General features: G+C 68.8%; 15 protein-coding genes. 3 read left to right on the top strand and 12 right to left on the bottom strand.

What is annotated here, in order from left to right; translation table 11 throughout:
* The first annotated feature begins 150 nt into the window (after positions 1-150).
* The 3 genes from AACH06_RS02995 to AACH06_RS02985 all read left to right on the top strand — a co-directional run bounded on the left by AACH06_RS02995 (position 151) and on the right by AACH06_RS02985 (position 2,367).
* On the top strand, positions 151-1,278 hold the full coding sequence (locus tag AACH06_RS02995) for an ABC transporter substrate-binding protein (protein WP_341424111.1): 1,128 nt from the start codon (positions 151-153) through the stop codon (positions 1,276-1,278).
* 169 nt (positions 1,279-1,447) lie between these two features.
* Positions 1,448-1,951 (top strand): nuclear transport factor 2 family protein, encoded by a 504-nt coding sequence (locus AACH06_RS02990; RefSeq protein WP_341424109.1) that lies wholly within the window; start codon positions 1,448-1,450, stop codon positions 1,949-1,951.
* A gap of 83 nt (positions 1,952-2,034) precedes the next feature.
* Positions 2,035-2,367 (top strand): nuclear transport factor 2 family protein, encoded by a 333-nt coding sequence (locus AACH06_RS02985; protein WP_341424108.1) that lies wholly within the window; start codon positions 2,035-2,037, stop codon positions 2,365-2,367.
* Between the two features lie 25 nt (positions 2,368-2,392).
* On the opposite strand, the gene AACH06_RS02980 is transcribed toward AACH06_RS02985, so the two are convergent.
* The 12 genes from AACH06_RS02980 to AACH06_RS02925 all read right to left on the bottom strand — a co-directional run bounded on the left by AACH06_RS02980 (position 2,393) and on the right by AACH06_RS02925 (position 16,812).
* The gene (locus AACH06_RS02980; protein ID WP_341424107.1) at positions 2,393-3,889 is read right to left on the bottom strand and encodes a right-handed parallel beta-helix repeat-containing protein; all 1,497 of its coding nucleotides are present in this window, start codon (positions 3,887-3,889) and stop codon (positions 2,393-2,395) included.
* Between the two features lie 179 nt (positions 3,890-4,068).
* A complete protein-coding gene (locus tag AACH06_RS02975; protein ID WP_341424106.1) occupies positions 4,069-5,532 on the bottom strand; it encodes a cytochrome b/b6 domain-containing protein in 1,464 nt (487 codons plus the stop codon).
* Entirely contained in the window at positions 5,525-6,970 is a 1,446-nt protein-coding gene (locus AACH06_RS02970; protein ID WP_341424105.1) for a pyridoxal phosphate-dependent decarboxylase family protein, read from the bottom strand. The genes AACH06_RS02975 and AACH06_RS02970 overlap by 8 nt, the downstream gene beginning before the upstream one ends.
* A gap of 14 nt (positions 6,971-6,984) precedes the next feature.
* Complete coding sequence (locus AACH06_RS02965; RefSeq protein ID WP_341424104.1) at positions 6,985-8,028, bottom strand: vWA domain-containing protein; 1,044 nt, start codon at positions 8,026-8,028, stop codon at positions 6,985-6,987.
* Positions 8,025-8,627 carry a tetratricopeptide repeat protein gene (locus AACH06_RS02960; RefSeq protein ID WP_341424103.1) on the bottom strand — a complete coding sequence of 201 codons (603 nt, stop codon included), beginning with the start codon at positions 8,625-8,627 and terminating at the stop codon, positions 8,025-8,027. Before AACH06_RS02960 ends, AACH06_RS02965 begins: the two co-directional genes overlap by 4 nt.
* Complete coding sequence (locus tag AACH06_RS02955) at positions 8,618-9,676, bottom strand: vWA domain-containing protein (protein WP_341424102.1); 1,059 nt, start codon at positions 9,674-9,676, stop codon at positions 8,618-8,620. Before AACH06_RS02955 ends, AACH06_RS02960 begins: the two co-directional genes overlap by 10 nt.
* A 40-nt stretch (positions 9,677-9,716) precedes the next feature.
* Entirely contained in the window at positions 9,717-10,685 is a 969-nt protein-coding gene (locus AACH06_RS02950) for a hypothetical protein (RefSeq protein ID WP_341424101.1), read from the bottom strand.
* Positions 10,678-11,523, bottom strand: coding sequence for a DUF58 domain-containing protein (locus AACH06_RS02945; RefSeq protein ID WP_341424100.1), 846 nt, complete (start codon positions 11,521-11,523; stop codon positions 10,678-10,680). Before AACH06_RS02945 ends, AACH06_RS02950 begins: the two co-directional genes overlap by 8 nt.
* A 12-nt stretch (positions 11,524-11,535) precedes the next feature.
* Positions 11,536-12,558 (bottom strand): AAA family ATPase, encoded by a 1,023-nt coding sequence (locus AACH06_RS02940; protein ID WP_341424099.1) that lies wholly within the window; start codon positions 12,556-12,558, stop codon positions 11,536-11,538.
* 155 nt (positions 12,559-12,713) lie between these two features.
* A complete protein-coding gene (locus tag AACH06_RS02935) occupies positions 12,714-15,014 on the bottom strand; it encodes a TonB-dependent receptor (RefSeq protein ID WP_341424098.1) in 2,301 nt (766 codons plus the stop codon).
* Positions 15,015-15,127: 113 nt separating this feature from the next.
* Entirely contained in the window at positions 15,128-15,769 is a 642-nt protein-coding gene (locus AACH06_RS02930; RefSeq protein WP_341424097.1) for a response regulator, read from the bottom strand.
* The gene (locus tag AACH06_RS02925; protein ID WP_341424096.1) at positions 15,766-16,812 is read right to left on the bottom strand and encodes a sensor histidine kinase; all 1,047 of its coding nucleotides are present in this window, start codon (positions 16,810-16,812) and stop codon (positions 15,766-15,768) included. Before AACH06_RS02925 ends, AACH06_RS02930 begins: the two co-directional genes overlap by 4 nt.
* Positions 16,813-17,245 lie beyond the last annotated feature (433 nt).

The following is a 17,245-nucleotide window of genomic DNA, read 5'->3' as shown; positions in this document are numbered from 1 at the left end:
GATATAGGCGCCGACCCGGTCGTCTGCCGCACGGCGCGGACTGCAGTGCGACATCTGCCACACGGCGTGAACCATTAGCCTGGATAACCCGCGTGTCGGGCGGTAACGTTTTCTGCAGACTGCACGGGGCCCCACTCTTCCCAGCAGTCCATGCGCAGACGTCAGTTCACCGCCGCCCTCGGCATCACCGCGTTCGTCCCGTCCCTGCGTGCCGCCGACACCGGTGTGACCGACTCCGAGGTGGTGTTCGGGCACACCGGCATCCTCAGCGGGCCGCTGGGCAACCAGATCAAAACGATGCTGGCCGGCGCAGAACTCGCGCTGTCCGACTCGCGCAACCAGGGCGGCATCTTCGGCCGAAGCGTGCGCATCGTCTCTCTCGACGATGAATTGAAGCCCGACCGCGCGGTGGCGAACTACGAGAAGCTGCTGAGCGCCGAGCGCGTCTTCGGATTCTTCGGCTGCGTGGGCTCGGCCACCACCGCCGCGGCCGCGCCATTGCTGCAGAAGGCAGGCGCGCCGTGGATGGCCGGCTACGCCGTGGCCGATTCAGCGCGCGAGAAACTCAAAGGCACCGGCTATTTCGTGCGGGCTTCGTCGGGCCGCGAGGCCCAGGCCCTCGTCCAGCACCTGACGACCATCGGGGTCACCAAGATCGGCCTGGCGATGCTCGACAACCCGGGCGGCCGCGAAGCCAGTGCGCTGGTGGAGAGTGCGCTGTCGGCCCATCAGCTCAAGCCCTCGGTCACGGTGTTCCTCTCCGGCGACGGGGCCAATGTAAAGCCATCGGCCGAGGCGCTGGCCAGCGCCGCACCGCAGGCGGTGATCATGTACCTGGGCGGCGCGCTGCCCGGTGAGCTGATGAAGGCCGGCTGGGCCAAGGATTTCAACCCGACCTACTACGGCATGTCGATCGTCGCCGGGGAAGTCACTGTCAAGGTGGCAGGCGACAAGGGTCGCGGGCTGGCCATTTCGCAGGTGATGCCCTATCCGTGGAGCGACGCCGATCCCACCGCGCGCGAGTTCCGCCGCGCCGCCGACGCCGCCAAGGTGCCGGTGGGCTACTACAGCTACGAGGGCTACATCAATGCACTGGTGCTGCTGGAAGCCCTGCGCCGCACCGGTCGAGACCTGACCCGGGCCCGCTTCGCCTCCACCTTGCGCAGCCTCAAGATGCGAGTGGCCAACATGGATGTCGACTTCTCGCTCAATGGCCTCACCGGCTCACGCTTCGTTGAGCTGGTACAGGTGACGCAGGACGGACGCTTCCTGCGTTGAACGTCGGGGCGGATGCCCCAAGTCGATTGGCCGCCGTTTCGATGGCACGCGCTGAACTCCGCGCCACCGCGATGGTCTGCCTCGCCTTCATGAGGCGCGTGCCACCGCTGCTCGACCCCATCGGATCGATGGGCACTGCCCCTGCGCGCCAGAGACAATCACCCCCACGATGAACCTACGCGCAACCATCACCGCCGCGGCACTCGCCTGTGCCTGTTCGACCGCCGCGTTTGCCCAGGCGCCGGTGCTTGCATCGGCCAACGCCGATGCCCTGTTCACCAGCCCTGATCCCGCCCTCCATGCCAACAAGCAGGTGGCCTATCACATCATCCGGGACTTGCTCGAGGCCGGGCACTGGGATCGCGCCGACCAGTACCTGAGCGAGGAGTACATCCAGCACAACCCGAACGTGGCCAGCGGCCGCGCGGCCGTGGTGAACTTCTTCACCCAGGTGCTGAAGGTGCAGCCCCAGCCCATCCCGGACAAGATGAAGACGGCGATCGCCTCGGTGGTGGCCGAGGGCGACCTGGTGATCGTGGCCTACCCTCGCACCGTGCGCGATGCCAAGCAGCCGGCCGGTGCCTACAGCACCACCTGGTTCGACATGTGGCGCATCCGTGACGGCAAGGCGGTCGAGCATTGGGATTCCGCGCTGATGGGCGAAGCGCCCTGAGGGCGTGCGAGTCAGGCTCGGGGGGGGAGACTCGCAAGCTCTCACTCCCTTACGATCGCCCCTCCCACACAGCAGGCACGCCCATGGCCCATCCGGAAGCCCCCGTTCAGCGTCAGCTTGACGCCTACAACGCCCGCCATCTCGAGCGATTCCTGGCCGAATACACCGACGACGTCCGTGTCTTCCGGCCACCGGCGCCCGAGCCCGTGCTGACTGGCAAGCAGGCGGTGGGCGACCACTACGCCAAGAACCGCTTCAACCTGCCAAACCTGCATGCCCGGCTGGTGCAGCGCATCGTCTCCGGCCACATCGTGGTCGACCATGAAGAGATCACCGGCCTGTCAGACGCCGCCGTCTCGGCCGTGGCGGTCTATGAGGTGGTGGGAGACCGCATCCGCACCGTCTGGTTCTACTGACCGGGCGGGGCCGAGTTCGCGGCGACTACTTTGCGGGCCGGCCGTCAACGCGCACCGACGTGGCCTCGATCGCGCCGATGGTGGGTGCCAGGGTCGAACGTGTGCGCCCCTCGTAGTCGACCAGGGCATAGCCCGGCAGTGCCGCGCCGATGGCCGGGCTGCCCGATGAAGGCGCGAAGGCATCATCGAGCAGGGGATCACCCACGATGCTGGTGTCGACCTCGCCATACTGGCTGGCATAGCTCGACTTCCAGGCGTCAAAGCCGCGCTCGTTGTAGAAGTCCGGGATCCACACGAATTTGGTGGCCGCACCCGCGCCCCAGTAGAGGTTCTGCTTGATCGACAGCGGCGCCTCGGTGGGCTTGGTGTAGTCGCGGTCGGTGTTGTTCAGGATCCGGGGCCGCTTCGAAGACTGCGAGATCAGGTTGTTGACCATCTGCACACCCTTGTTCGGTGTGTAGGCGATGCCGCCTTCGGTGCTGATCAGCATGGCACTGTGCGCGCGCTGTGCCGTGTCGACGCAGGTGTTGTGGAAGAACTTGGGGTTCAGGCTCGAGCTCGCGGCCAGGCACGCGCCGGCCACGTCGGTGATGATGTTGTTGACCACCAAGCCGTCGTACGACTCGTAGGGCCCGTCCACCAAGCGGTTCTCGTCCGTCTGCTGGCCCAGCATGATGGCGTTGTAGCTGTCGTTGGCGCCAAAGCCCGTGTGATGGATGCGATTTCGGGCAAAGATCGGCTCACGGGAATTGCCCTTGGCATACAACGCCACATCGGGCAGGTCGTGGAAATGGTTGCCGACGATGCGCACCTGGTCGGCGCCCGTGATGTCCACCCCTTGCGAATTGCTGCCCGGCTGGACGATGGACGGATCCGAATAGATCTCGCTGTCGAGCACCGCCGCACGATTGGCTGTGCGAACAATCTTCACCACGTCTGGCACGGCGCAGCACAGCACGCTGTTGGCAATCTGCACATGCTGGGTGTCGATCTTCACCGCGTTGCTGTCGGCCCCACCATTCTTGGGCCCGCGGATGGTGAGGTCTTCGACACGCCAGTACGACGAGGCGCACACCGAACCCGGGGGCGCATACTCGTCGCAAGTGCTGTGATAGAAGTACAGCGTGGCGTACTGGTCCCCGCGCGGGTTGCCTTGCAGGATCACCCGCTCGCCCGGCGCGCTGCGAAGCGTGACCCAGGCCTTCTTCGTTCCGTAGCCCTGGTTGATGACGGCGCCCGGGTACTTGCCGGCGTGCATCACGATGGTTCCACCGGGCTTGACCTTCAAGATCGCCGCCGCCAGCGTCTTCAACGGATGCGCCGGTGTTCCATCGGCAGAATCCGAGCCCCCCACCGCCACATGCACCTCGGGCCCCGTGCCGGCCCCCTTGGGCTTCTCGATGTCGTAGGGGTTGCGCACGGCACCCTCTCCCAACTCTCCGCCCAAGGCCGCCGAGCCGGCGGCCACCATCACCAGTGCCACGGCGGTGCGTGCCACGTGACGCGGCCGATTATTCTTCATGGGTGTCTCTTGGGAGCGGGTCAGGTGGAGTCTCGGGCGCGGCGACCCGTCTTGGGCCGCGGGCCATGCAGCAAGCACATAACGGGTTACAGACGCACCGCTGCTCTACTTCGGCGGCGTCCGAACCAGTATAGAGAGCAGGCCCAGTGGCCGCGGTAACGGTTCGCTACCGCCCCGCTTCACCGGATGGCCACACCCCATGGCAGCTTGCCGACCGTGATCTCGGCGAGCTTGACGTGCTTCTGCGCGTCAACCACCACCACGCTGCCCGATCGCCCGCAGGCCACATACAGCTTGGCGCCGTCAGGCGACAGGGCCATGTTCCACGGGCGTTGACCGACAGGAACCGTCGCCACGGTGGCCAGCGTGGCGGCGTCGATGACCGAGACCGATGCCGCCCCGCCATTGGAGACGAACACCCACTTGCCGTTCGGATGCACGGTCACGCCATTGCTGCGAGAGCCGGCCTTGACCTTCGCGGCCACTTTCAGCTCGCGGGTGTAGATCACGTACAGCTCGTCGGAGTTCTCCGCCGCCACGTAGGCGCGGGCCCCATCGGGCGAGAAGCCGATGCCACGTGGCCGCGCGCCCACCGGGATGCGCGCCACATCCTGGCGCTTGGCCATGTCGATGACGTTGACGGCCTCGCCCTCTTCCGCACTGACGAACACGAGCTTGCCATCGGGGGAGAAGACGGCGTGTTCGGGGTTCTTGCCGCTCACCTTGACGACATAGGCCAGCTTGTTCGAGGCGGTGTCGACAAAGGCGACGTCGTTACTCTCTTCGATGGCCACGGCCGCCCAGCGCCCGTCCGGCGACAGGCCCACGCCTTCGGGCGATTCACCCAGCGCCACTTCGCCGCTGGCCTGCCGCTTGGCCAGGTCCACGATCACCAGACGATTGTTCGGTTGGTCGCTGACGAACGCGCGCTGCCCATCGACCGTGATCACGGTGCCTCGCGGCTTCTTGCCCGCCGCGATCTCGGCCACGACCTGATCGGTCGCCACGTCGATCACGCTCAGCGTGCCGGAGCCTTCGTTGGGTACATAGGCGAACGGCGCTGCCTGCGCAGGCCCGGCCAGCAGCGCCAGCCCCACCGCGAGGGTGGCGGGCCACATGCGCTGGAACAGGCCGTCGCGCCAGACCGCCAGGTGCATCAGGGCCACGCCCACATGGCCCAGCACCAGTGCGGTGAAACCCCAAGCCAGAGCCACATGCAGGCCGTTGAAGAAGGCATACACCCCGGGCAGATCGGCACCCCATGGCGGCATCGCGATGCCGAAGAACTTCACGCCGTGCTTGCTGAAGTTGGAAGCGATGTAGCCCGACACCGGCAGGGCCACCATACACAGGTAAAGCGCCCGGTGGCCCCAATCGGCCGCCCGCTTGGCGGCAGGCCGCAGGTGATCAGGCCAACGGGGCGGCTGGTGGGTGAGGCGCCACGCCAGGCGAGCCACCACCAATACGAGCAATACCAGCCCGATAGACTTGTGCAGGTTGATCACCGGGCCGCGTGCTGGCGTGCCGCGCGGCGCCAACTCATCGAGCAGGAAGCCGAACACGATTTGCGCCAACAGCGCGATGCCGATGGCCCAGTGCAGGCTCATGGCCACTCGGTCGTAGCGGGCGGCTTGTTCATTCATGGGTTTCTCCAACCAGGTGGACGGGATCGGTGAGGGACGGGTCGGGGTCGGGGTCGGGGCCGGCGGACGCACCATCTTCCGCCAGCCGTCGCATCACAGCCAGGCTGCGTTCGACGTCGGCGTCGGTGGTGGCCCAGGACGACACGCTGATGCGCATCGCGGTGCGGCCCTGCCATTCGGTTTCGCCGCACCAGCAGGTGCCGTCGGCCTGCAGCGCGTCGATGAAGCGCCGCGTCGTCGCGGCATCGGTGAAGCTCACCAGCACCTGGTTGAGCACCACGTCGTTGTGCACCGTGCCGCCGGCCGCGGCCACACCGTGGGCGAAGCGGCGGGCATGGGCGCAGCATCGCTCCACCAGCTCTGCCACGCCACGGCGGCCCAGCGCGCTGAGGGCCGCCCAGACATCGACACCGCGGGCACGGCGCGACAGCTCGGGCGTGAAGTCCGCCGGGGACCGGCCGCCCCGTGCGAGTGCAGGCGGCAGGTAGGGTGCGGTCACCGCCATCGCTGCGCGCAAGGCCTGCGCGTCGCGCACGAAAGCCAGCCCGCTGTCATAGGGCACGTTGAGCCACTTGTGGGCGTCGGTGGCCCACGAATCGGCCTGATCCAGCCCTTCGCACCACCGCCGCAGGCCGGGCGCGGCGCGCGCCCACAGGCCGAACGCACCGTCCACATGCACCCAGGCGCCGGCTTCGCGGGCCCGCTCACACACCGGCCCGATCGGGTCGAACGCACCGGTGTTCACATGGCCGGCCTGCACGCAGACGATGGTCGGCCCCTGCATGCGCGGCCAGTGGTCCAGGCGCACGCGGCCCTGCGCGTCGGTCGGCACACGCACCACCCGCCGCCGGCCCAGCCCCAGCAGGCCCAGCGCCTTGAAGACCGCCGCGTGGGCTTCATCGCTGATCACCACGGTGACCGGCGGTGCGCCGAACAGGCCATCGGCCTCCACATCCCAGCCCGCACGGGCCAGCACGGCGTGGCGCGCGGCCGCCAAGCCGCAGAAGTTGGCCTGGCTGGCCCCGGTGACAAAGGCACCGGCGCCATCGCGCGGCAAGCCCAACAGGTCCAGCAACCACGCCAGGGCCACCTGCTCGAAGGCCGCCACACCCGGGGCGGGGGTGGCCGAGGCCGCGTTCTGGTCCCACGCGGTGGCCAGCCAGTTGGCCGCCACGGCCACCGGCAGCGCCCCACCCTGCACATAGCCGAAGTAGCGCCCTCCGGCCGAGGCCGAGGTGGCGGGCGAGCCCAGCTCATCCAGCATGCGCAGCACCTGGTCATCGGGCTGGGGCTGCTCGGGCAGTGGCCGATCGAGCAGGCGCAGTCGCGCCACCGCTTCGTCGCTCGGCGCGATGGGGCGCTCGTCCACGCCCTGCAGGTAGCGCACGGCACGCTGCGCCGCGTCCATCAGCAAGGCATGAGAAGTTGTCTGGGCCATTGGCGTGGTCGGGTTCATAGACGGCCGGCCCGTGCAACTCTCGAGCTTCGGGCCGGCCGATGAAAGCGGGCGGACCCGAGCACCGCGCGAGAACGCAGGTGCCGCCACAGCAGCAGCGCCAGCGCCCCCAGCGCCAGCCAGGGCCGCAGGTCGGCCGGCGCGGTGGCCGATCGGGCCAGGCTCGGGCCGGTGGCGGCCTCGACGAGGTGGGCGGTGTCGAGCAGTCGGTGGTAGCCCCAGCCGCGTTCGTTGGCCAGATCCCGCAGGTGGCCTTCATGCAGCCACGACAGGTGCTCCTGGCCCGGCACGGTGGCTGCCGCCTCGTTGGCGGAGACATGTTCGCGCTGTACCGCCTCGTTGGCGGAGACATATCCGCGCTGTGCCGCCTCGTTGGCGGCGACGTGTTCGCGCTTTGCCGCCTCGTTGGCGGCAAAGGGATCACGCTGCGCCACCTCGTCGGCACGCCAGAAGCCCAGCGGCCGGCCACCCGGATCGGTCTTCGGTATAGGCACCGGCAACAGCCCACCCACGCCCACGATGAGGCCGGTCACCTCGCCGGGCTTGTCGTCATAGGCGGGGCGCCGCTTGTCGCTGAGAGGGGGGGCCTCGTGCCCGTCCGTCACGAAGACGAGCGAAGGTCGGCGCGGCAGCAACTGCGCGATGCCCCAGGCGCTGTGCACGCCCTTGGCCACCTCGCTGTTGCCGCTCCAGGCCATGCGGCCATCGATGTGCGCCAGCGTCGATTGCAGCTCGACCAGGCCGCTGCACACCTCCACCGGCGCCAGCAACAGGAACGCGCGGTACTCCGTGAAGATGCCCCAGCCGATGCGCGAGCCGCAGGGCAACTCGCGCAGCGCCTGCGACCACAGCCGCTTGGCGAAGGCCAGGCGAGAGGCCGGCCGGCCGTCGAGCTGCTCGTCTTCCACGTTCATGCTCTGGGTCACGTCCAGCACCACCACCTGCTCGATCAGCGCTTGCTCGATCTCGACCTGAGGCCGCGCCAGGCAGGCCGTCAACAACACGGCGGCGGCGACAAGGTGCCCGTCGATGCGGCTCATGGCAACCCCGGTGTATAGCCGCGCATCGTGGTGGCGGCGCGCTCGGCGCGCTTGGGGTCTTCGTCGGGCAGCATGTCGCCCTCGTCGGGATCGGGGCGCAGGCGCTGGGCACGTTCGAGGTTGTAGCGCGCATCCCAATGCCCGCTGTCTCGGCGCAGCACCTCGCGGTAATGCTCCTTGGCCAGTTCGATCAGCGCCACCGCCTGCCCGGCCTGGCCCGGCTGTCCGGCGACGGCACCTTCCTGCAGCCGCACCGCCTCGCGCATCAGCAGGTTGGCGCTGTTGAACCGCGCAGCCAGCCCCAGCGGCGTGTCGCCGGCCAGCGACTGGTAGCGCTTCAGCGCAGCATCGACATCGCCGCGTGCCGCGAGCGTGTGGGCATAGGCGAACTGCAACTCCGGCGCGGCGCCCAAGCCCGGCGCCTCGGCCGGCGGTTCGGCGATCTGCGCGTTCAGCCGGTGCAGTTGCCACGCCCAAGCACCGTCCAGCAGGATCAGCACCGCCAACGTGGCCAGCAAGCCCGCCATGAAGCGGGTGCGCCTCGGGGTCAGCATCCGCCCCCAACGGCCCTCGGTGGGATGAACCGGCCTCAGGCCCATGACCTCACCTCCAGGCGCCGGGCGGTGATCAGCAGCAGCACGCAAGCCAATGCCACGCCATAGGCGACGGGCGCCAGATCACGCCGCGGCTCGGTGTCGTGGTAGACGATGGGCTGCTTCTCCAGCCGATCCAGGTCGTCGATCGCCTTTTGCAGGGCCGTCGGGTTCTCGGCCTCATAGGCCCGGTACGGCACGCCGAGCGATTCGAAGTAGCGGTGCAGCACCACCTCGGGCACCGCCTCGGGGTTGGACGGCGGCTCATCGCCGTCGTGCGGCAAGCCGGCGCTGTTGAGCGAGCGCAGGTAGATCCAATACAACCCCACGCGGTGCTTTCGCACCAGTTGCCGCAGGTGCTCGCGCATGTCCGGGTCCAGCTGGTCGCCCCCGTCGGAGACCAGCAGCACGATGCGAGAGCCGGTGTACGGTCGCCCTTCGAAGGCCGACAAACCGGCCTGGAGGGCCGAGCCAATGTGGGTCTCTGACAATCCGCGCCCGACGTTGCCCGCCGCAATGGCGGCCTGGATGACCTCGGGCTGCTGGGTGAAATCCAGAATGCGCATCGGCACAGTGCTGAACGAAACCATCGCGAACCGGTCGTCCGGCCGGCGCGCGGCAAACTCGGCCAGCAAGCGGCGAGCGACCAGCCCTTTGGAGTCGCGTTCATGGCTGCGCGCGCCGGCCAGCCTTGCGTAGTAGTCCAGCGCTTCGGGCCCGGTGCTTGAGGTGGGCGCGGGGCCGACCCCGGCCGCCCCGGCAAAGCCTTGGTCCATGCTTCGGCTGCGATCGAGCACCAGCACGATCTCGGCCCCCTGCCCCACCCGGTCGATGGGCACCTCCGGACGGAACGGCCCTCCGATGCCCACCACGGTGGCCGAGATCGCCAGCACCGCCGTCAGCTTGAGCGCCACATCCAGCACCGTCGAGGCGGGATCGTGCGGCATCAGCACCACCGCGGCGGAGTGGCGAAGGGGCGGCGTGCCGTCTGGCCGCCACGCCAGCCATGCCAGCGGCAGCAGCACGAGCACCCAAGGGTGTGCCAGGCTCAGCATCGGCTGCCCCCGAGACAACGCCCTCCCTGGAACCGGCGCGTCATGCGGCCCCCCGCTCGGCATCGCGGCAGGCCCGGCACAGCCGCCACACCAGGCCCAGGCTGTCGGATGCATCGGCCGCACCCGGCCCCGGCTCACGCTCGTCTCGAATGGCAAAGAACTGCTCGCGTGAGTGCTGGAAGAAGGCCGCCAGATCGCTGCGCAGCGCGCCAAACTGAGGATGCTCGGCCACGAAGCGCGCCACATCGGCCTCGAACACGACGCGGCCGGCCGTCTGGTTGATGGCCTGGTGCAAGGTGCGAAAAGCCCGCACGCGCTGGTCTGGCGACACGGCGGCCGATGGCCGACCGAGCGCACGCCATGCCGCACCGAACGGCCGGCGACGCGCGCTCCACCAGGGCCACCAGAGGTAGACCGCCGCCAGGTAGGCCAAGGGCAGCAGCGCCAGCACGGCATAGGCGCTCAGGCGCTGATGAACCGCGGTGGTGTCGACCCGGGGCGGGGCTTGGTCCGGCCGCCATTCGCCCAGCCCTTCGCGTTGGCGCGCGTCGGGCTGGGTGAGCGGTGACACGGTGACCGGCCAGGCATCAATGCGCGAGGTGGTGCCAGCCCCGCCGGTGCGTGAGATGAAGCGCAAGGTGATGGGCGGCAGCTCCAGCGTGCGCACATCGACCGCAGAGCCGAGCACCTGGTACTCCAGCGTCCACGCCTGGCGGCGCGGCGAAAGCCACGGGCTGGGGTGACGCGACAGCCCGCGCAGTTCGATGGCGCGGCCACGCTGCCGGCTGTCCGGCCAACTGGCCTCGTCGAGATCGAGGTCGGCCGGCAGCTCGATGGTGATGCGACGCTGGACCACATCGCCCACGGTATAGCCGAAAGCCCGCGGCTCGCTCACCTGGATCAGCGGGCCACCTGGCGCCATCGCCGCACCGCATGGGCCGATCGCCCACGCGGCGCACCCTGCCGCGAAGAATCGCTGACATCGAGTCACGTACAGCTGCTCAGCCATGGAAGTAGCGCGTCACCGCGTCAGCGTCGAAGCCGTCTTCGAACACGAGCGGCTCCAGCCGCCGGGAGCGAAGAACACCGAGGAACTCGTCGCGCCAAGCGCGCTGGCGCTCGGCCCAGCGCGCGCGCACGGCCGGCCGCCACCACAGCAATCGGCGGCGCCCTGATTCCGGATCGATCAGGCGCACCAGGCCTCGCTGAGCCGTCAATGACAGTTCTCTCCGGTCCCACAGCGCCACCGGCACGACGTGGTGGACGCTGAGGCTGTCGAGCAGCTGGGCCAGTTGCGCTGCCGGCAACAGGAAGTCCGAGAGCAGGAAGACCAGCGTTCGGTGGCGGCCCAGGTAGCGGTGCGCATCGAGCAGCCCTTGCGCCGACGTGCCCTCAGGCGTCCACTGGCGCAGCGCGGTGCTGATGTCCGCGGCCACGCCTCGCGCTCGCGATGGCGGCAGCACGAACTCGCGCCGCACCTGCGTGTCGGCCCCGATGAAGGAGAAGCTGTCGGCGTTGCGCCAGGCCGACCACGACAGGCTGTCGACGAAATCGGCCATCACCTGCAACTTCGGGCAGGCGCCATCGAAGCCCATCGAGGCGGACAGGTCGGCCACCATGGCCACCGGGATGGCCCGGCGTTCGCTCTGCACCCGCACGCGCCACTGCTCGAAGGGGTCCAGCAGGCTGGCACGCAGATCGAGTCGGCGCGCGTCGGGCACATCCATCAGCGACGCATGTCCGCGGAACTCGAAGCCACTCGATCCGCGAACGCTGCGATGCCGGCCGGGGAACGCCCCGCGCACGGCTGCGCCGACTCGGTAGTGGATCTCGCGAGGGGACAGCATGCGTCGGTTTTCCTAGGGCGCGGCCACCCCGTGCAGGATGCCCGTGACCAAGGGCCCGCCGATCTCATGACGGCGCATCTCGTAGACCGGCTGGTAGCACAGGCGATGCGCCACGCATTCGAAGAACACCGCCTGCACGTCTTCGGGTGTCACATAGTCGCGCCCCGCCAGCCAGGCGGCCACGCGAGCCGCCCGCATCAGCAGGCTCATGCCGCGGGGGCTCGCACCGGCCAGCATCAGCTCCTTCGTGTCCAGATCCGGCAGGCGCACACCACGTTCCGCCGGTTGGGCGGTGGCCTCCCACAAAGCCAGCACGTAGTCGGCCATGGCATCCGAGGCTTTCACACCCCGCTGAACCACCGCCGCCACGCGCTGGATCAGCACGGGGTCGACCATTGCTGCCGGCAATTCGTCGATGAGCCGGTCGGTGTCGTGAAAGCGCGGGTCGAACATCAACGCGCGCCGATCGGCGGCGCTGGCGGGCGGCTCGATGGTGATCTCCATCATGAAGCGGTCGCGCGCGGCCGATGAGATCTCGAACGTCTCTTCGCGCTCGACCCGGTTGCGGTCGGCGAAGACCAGCAGGTGCGGCAGCGCCACGTCCCGGTTGAACGCCGAGATGCTGCGTTCGGCCATGGCGCGCAGCAGCAGCGAATGGACCTGTGGCCGAGCGCGGTTGATCTCGTTGAAGAAGAAGATCGCCAAATCCTCGCCCTGGCTGATCAAGGGCCCGGGGTCGACCCTCGGCCGCCCATCGGCGCCGATGTGGGTGTAGTAGATGAGGTCGTTGGGCATCAGGTCGATGGTGCCTTCGGCGCGCGCAAAGGCGCCGCCCAGCACGCGCGCAAAGGCGCGCAGCAGCGTGGTCTTGCCCACGCCGACATCGCCTTGCAGCAGCACATGCCCGCGCGCCCACACCGCCGTGTTGACCAGCCGGATCACCCGGCCCTGGCCGATCACGACGCGGGCCACCTGGGCCTCCAAAGCCAGTGCACGCTGCCGGCCATCGGCCAGCAGCGCGTCGTCTCCTGTCATGCGACACCCTTCGTGGGAGGTCTTGTTCGGGGGTGACAGACTGCGCCGCACACGACACAGCCGGCGGCCGCTGAAGACGACCGCCGGCCGTGGCAAGCAAGAGCCGAGCCGCGGCCTGCCCAGCCTGCGCCTGACCACGAGGCTCTCCACGACGCTCACCACGACGCTCGCACGCCCAGCCACACCGCCCTCGGGGCGCCGGGCCCGTCAAACTGCTCGGCGCGCCAGTCGTCGGGCGGCAGCAGGCGGCGCTGGCTGTCGAACGCGTTCTCGCCCAGCAGGCCAGCGGTGGCGTAGCGCCGGTCGAACAGGTTCGACACCTTGCCGATCAGCTCGAAGGCACCGCCGATCTTCCACGAAGCCGTGACATCGGCCACCGCAAAGCCACCGAGGCGGCCGCTGCCATGGAACTCGTCACCATCGGGCCGGTGAGCGTTGTTCTCATTGCCGCGCACATACTGGCCTGAGAACGCGCGCCACTGGGCGCCCAGGCTCCAGCCTTCGGCCGGTCGCCAATCGGCCGAGAGCTTGAACGTGTGCCGCGGCAGACCGGGCAACTGGTTGCCCGCACGTACCTCGATCTCGCCCTCGCCGGTGCAGCGGGGGCTGGTGCCGGCGCTGCTGTTGTTCTCGGAAACGATGCAGGCCGACGACTCGAACGTGGCGCGCAGGTAGCTGTAGTTCACCGACCAGCCGAACGTGTCGGCCTGCTGTGACAGGCCCAGCTCCAGCCCCTGGCGGCGGGTGCGGCCGAAATTGGTGAAGTAACCAGCGGCGAGGCCATTGCTGATGAACAGCAGGTCGTCGCGGTTGGTGGTGTTGAACACCGAGGCGTTCCATTGCCAGCCGGGCTCCCAGCGCCCCCGCACCCCCGCCTCGACGGTGCGCGACACCACCTGTTTCAGCGGCGGGTCTGATTGCAGCGCGTTGGGCAGCACGCAGGCGTTGTCGGGGTCGGAGCAGCCCAACTCGATCGGGCTGGGCACCCGGTTGCCCTGCGACGCGCTGGCATAGGCCGTCAGCTGTGGCGTCACTTGCCAGGTGATGCCGGCGGCCGGGTTCAGGCGGCGGTAGCGGGCGTCGCCATCGAGCGTAGTGTCGAGCCCGAGCTGGATGCGGCCCTCGTCCACCGTGGTGACCTGGGTGTCGTTGTAACGCGCCGAGAATGTCAGCTGCACATCGGGGCGCAATGCATACAACTCATGCAGATAGACGCTGGTGGTGCGGGTGCGGCCGGTGATCCAGGCACTGATCTCGGGCTCGCCGGTGGCCACGATGAGCAGCGTGTCGTCGATGTCGCCCTCGGCCTCGGTCTGGCGGAAGCGGCTGCGGGCGGTGTCGAACGACGCGCCCACGGTGAGGTGGTGCGGCGCCGTGGTCCAGGTCGATTGCAGCGCCAGGCCCTGCCCCGCCTGACGGGTGTGGGTGCGGTTCTCGACGCCCGCCTCGGTCACATCCGGCGGATCGTACTCATCGTTCAGGTCGCCATTGAGGGTGTCGGCGTCCGATTGGCGGGTGTAGAGGGTTGCCGACAGCCGATGGCTTTGGCTGAGATCGAGGCTGGCGTTCAGGCTCAACAGCGTCATCGTGTTCTCGGTGCGATCGGGCCGGGTGTAGACCTGGTCGCGGCGCTGGGCCAGCATCGATTCAGGCAGCGGGCCGTTGCCGATCAGGCTGCCGCTCACGTGGGTGAGCGCCAGATCCCACGATCCGTTGTCCAGGCGCTGCCCGCCTTTGGCAAACAGCTGCCGCAAGGACGACGGCGAATGGTCACGCCAGCCGTCTTCATCGAAGGTGCTGGCCGCGAGGAACAGGTGGCCACTGTCACCCCAGGTCTGACCATGGGTCACCTCGGTGCTGACGCGGCCGAACGAGCCCGCCTGCAGTTCCACCTCGGTGCCGGGGTGGGTGTCGCCACGCTTGGTCTGCAGCGACAGCGCGCCCCCCAGCGTGTTCAAGCCGAACAGCGGGTTCGAGCCCGGCAGCATCGTGACGCTCGCCAGCGCCGACTGGGGGATGAGATCCCAGTTGACGATGTCGCCGAAGGGCTCGTTGACCCGCACGCCGTCCAAAAACACCGACAGGCCCTGTGGCGTGCCCAGCAGCGGGCTCGCGCTGAAGCCGCGGAAGTTCACGTCCATCAGGTACGGATTGCCCTGCATCTCGTTCACGTTCACGCTGGGCAACTGGCCGCCCAGGAAGTCGGGCATGTTCAGGCTCTGCAACTGGCGCAGCCGCCGGTCGTTCGTGGTCTGCACGTTCGACGGGATCTGGTCGCGGTCGATCCCCGTGCCGGGCACCGGTGTGACGCCGATGATCTCCACCCGCTGGGTCTCGCCCAGCGCCGCCACTTGTTCGGCCTCGGTCTGCTGGGCGACCACCGGGCCGCAGGCCAGGGTCATGAAGCTGGCCAGGGCCAGCGGGTGCAGGCGCCATCGCGGCGTCGATCGGGGCATCGGTTGTCTCCGTTGTAGGCAGCCTCGCATCGGTCGGCGAGGCTTGGCGCCGACGCTAAACAGCCTGCCGCCTGATGCCCACGGAAAATTTCCCGACGTGAGGTGCGCCCCCGTCACGCGCCAGCCGTCGAGATCACGCCGTGCCGCATCGCCAGGTGAACCAGCGCGGCCGAGGTGGTGATGCCCAGCTTTTCCTTGATCACCGTCTGGTGGTTGGACACCGTCTTCGCGCTGAGCTTGAGCGTGTCGGCGCATTCCTTGGGCGAATGCCCCTGGGCCAGCAAGCGGAAGATCTCGAACTCGCGCCCACTCAAGGCGGACAGGCGCGCCGCCTCGTCCAGCGGATCGTGATGCAGCAGGCCGGACGGCAGATCGGGGTCGAGGTAGCGTCGCCCGGCGTGCAGCGCGCGCACTGCATCCACCAAGCGCTCGGGCGCGCTGGACTTGGTGAGGTAGCCGCGCGCGCCGGCCTCGAAGGCGCGGCGCACGAGCAGCGGCCCGTCATGCATGCTGAACACGAGAATGCGCGCCTCAGGCTGCCTCGCCAGCACACGGCGGATCAGCCCCAATCCCCCTCCGGCGGGCATCGACAGATCGGTCACGAGCACATCCGGCCGTTCGGCGGCATAAGCAGCGTAGGCCGTGTCCGCATCGCTGGCTTCATCCACCACCCGGATGTCGTCGGATTGCTCGAGCAGGCGCCAGTAGCCGCTGCGCACCACCGGGTGATCGTCGGCCAGCAGCACCCTGATCACGCCGCCTCCCGCTGGTCCACAGTGCAGGGCTCGGTGGCGGCCAGCGGCACATGCAGGGCCAGCCGAACCCCTTGCCCCAGGCGACTGGTCACATCGAGCCGCCCACCCACGGCAGCGGCACGTTCTCGCGCACCCAGCAGGCCCAGGCCCCGCGTGGCTGCGGTCACGTCCATGCCGCGGCCATCGTCATGGATGATCAGTTGCAAAGCGTCCGGCGAAGGCCGAACGAGTCGAATGCGCACTTGCGAAGCCCGGGCGTGGCGCATCACGTTCGTGAGGCCTTCTTGGACCGTGCGGTAGATGGCGATGTCGACCGACTCGCCCAGTGACGAGGGCACGCCCTCATGGTGGAAGGTGCAGCTCACGCCGCTGCGTTCCTCCCAGGCCTCGCACTGCGCCTGCAAGGCCGCCACCAGGCCCAGCGCATCCAGATCGGCCGGCCGCAGGCGGCGCAGCAGATCGCGCACCAGCTGATTCAGATCGTGCGCGGCGTTGTCCGCGCGGCGTGCGGCAGCGAGCATGCCATCGCGGTCGCCCACCGCACAGCGCCGCAGCCAGGCCGTTTCGGCACGGATGGCGCTGCAGCGCTGGCCGAACTCATCGTGCAGCTCGCGCGCCAGCATGCGACGCTCGCTTTCCTGCAGCGAGATCAGCCGCTGCGCCAGCTCACGGTTGTGGGTGAGCAAGGCGCTGACATGCCTCTCGGCTTGTTCGCGGCGGCGCACCTCCAACCAGGCCTCGCGCCGCCGCCGGAACGCGTACCAGGCCAGGCCGCACGCCAGCACCGCCAGCGCCAGCGGCAGTTCATCCAACTGCCAGTGTTCATACCGCGCCAGCCAGCGACCCAGCTGCTCGTGCCACTCGAAACACACCGCCAGACCGTAGGTACAGGCTGTCACGGCAAGCACCCACACCAGATCACCCGGCCCACGACGCGGCCGCGATGCGGTGTCCTGCAGCGCCCCACGCGCCCAGGCGACCCACCGCGCCACAGACCGGTGGATGCGCGGGCCCGGCGCCCGCATCGGGTTGGAAGCATTCATGACCAAGGCGCCGCACAGGCCGCGCAGTGACACATCGATGCCGTGCCAACTAGCAAGGCGCGGGCCGCTCGCAGCCGGAGCATCCGGCGCAGGGCGCCGTGCGAACCGACGAACGCTTGCGCCGCCCACGATGAAACACTCTGTGCCGACGTGGACACACGCGGTGTGGCGTGCGTGAGCGGGGTGAGACGCCAGCCTCGCCCATGAGCCCTGTGACGTGCCCGACCCCGGATCGCGCTTCCCCATACTTTCCCTATTGGGGCGATCCCTGAAGCCACCGGCCCATTCACCTGCGAAGGCGTGGCGTGCCGAGACACCTGCGCCGCACCCGGCACACATCGCTTGCTCAATCTGACCCAGTCGGCACCGGCCGGTCCGAAGCACCCGCGCAAGCCGGGCGCAGAAATTGCGGACAGGCGCTTTGCCGAGTTCT

The sequence above is a fragment of the Ideonella lacteola genome, assembly GCF_038066555.1.
Lineage (GTDB): Bacteria > Pseudomonadota > Gammaproteobacteria > Burkholderiales > Burkholderiaceae_C > Ideonella > Ideonella lacteola.
This window is presented reverse-complemented; position numbering and strand designations above follow the sequence as displayed.

Excerpts from the sequence above, each read along its gene's own strand:
- AACH06_RS02950 (WP_341424101.1), bottom strand. The coding sequence starts at position 10,685 with ATGGCTGAGCAGCTGTACGTGACTCGATGTCAGCGATTCTTCGCGGCA.
- AACH06_RS02980 (WP_341424107.1), bottom strand. The coding sequence starts at position 3,889 with ATGAAGAATAATCGGCCGCGTCACGTGGCACGCACCGCCGTGGCACTG.
- AACH06_RS02960 (WP_341424103.1), bottom strand. The coding sequence starts at position 8,627 with ATGGGCCTGAGGCCGGTTCATCCCACCGAGGGCCGTTGGGGGCGGATG.
- AACH06_RS02995 (WP_341424111.1), top strand. The coding sequence starts at position 151 with ATGCGCAGACGTCAGTTCACCGCCGCCCTCGGCATCACCGCGTTCGTC.
- AACH06_RS02990 (WP_341424109.1), top strand. The coding sequence starts at position 1,448 with ATGAACCTACGCGCAACCATCACCGCCGCGGCACTCGCCTGTGCCTGT.
- AACH06_RS02975 (WP_341424106.1), bottom strand. The coding sequence starts at position 5,532 with ATGAATGAACAAGCCGCCCGCTACGACCGAGTGGCCATGAGCCTGCAC.
- AACH06_RS02965 (WP_341424104.1), bottom strand. The coding sequence starts at position 8,028 with ATGAGCCGCATCGACGGGCACCTTGTCGCCGCCGCCGTGTTGTTGACG.
- AACH06_RS02925 (WP_341424096.1), bottom strand. The coding sequence starts at position 16,812 with ATGAATGCTTCCAACCCGATGCGGGCGCCGGGCCCGCGCATCCACCGG.
- AACH06_RS02985 (WP_341424108.1), top strand. The coding sequence starts at position 2,035 with ATGGCCCATCCGGAAGCCCCCGTTCAGCGTCAGCTTGACGCCTACAAC.
- AACH06_RS02955 (WP_341424102.1), bottom strand. The coding sequence starts at position 9,676 with ATGCTGAGCCTGGCACACCCTTGGGTGCTCGTGCTGCTGCCGCTGGCA.
- AACH06_RS02945 (WP_341424100.1), bottom strand. The coding sequence starts at position 11,523 with ATGCTGTCCCCTCGCGAGATCCACTACCGAGTCGGCGCAGCCGTGCGC.
- AACH06_RS02940 (WP_341424099.1), bottom strand. The coding sequence starts at position 12,558 with ATGACAGGAGACGACGCGCTGCTGGCCGATGGCCGGCAGCGTGCACTG.
- AACH06_RS02970 (WP_341424105.1), bottom strand. The coding sequence starts at position 6,970 with ATGGCCCAGACAACTTCTCATGCCTTGCTGATGGACGCGGCGCAGCGT.
- AACH06_RS02935 (WP_341424098.1), bottom strand. The coding sequence starts at position 15,014 with ATGCCCCGATCGACGCCGCGATGGCGCCTGCACCCGCTGGCCCTGGCC.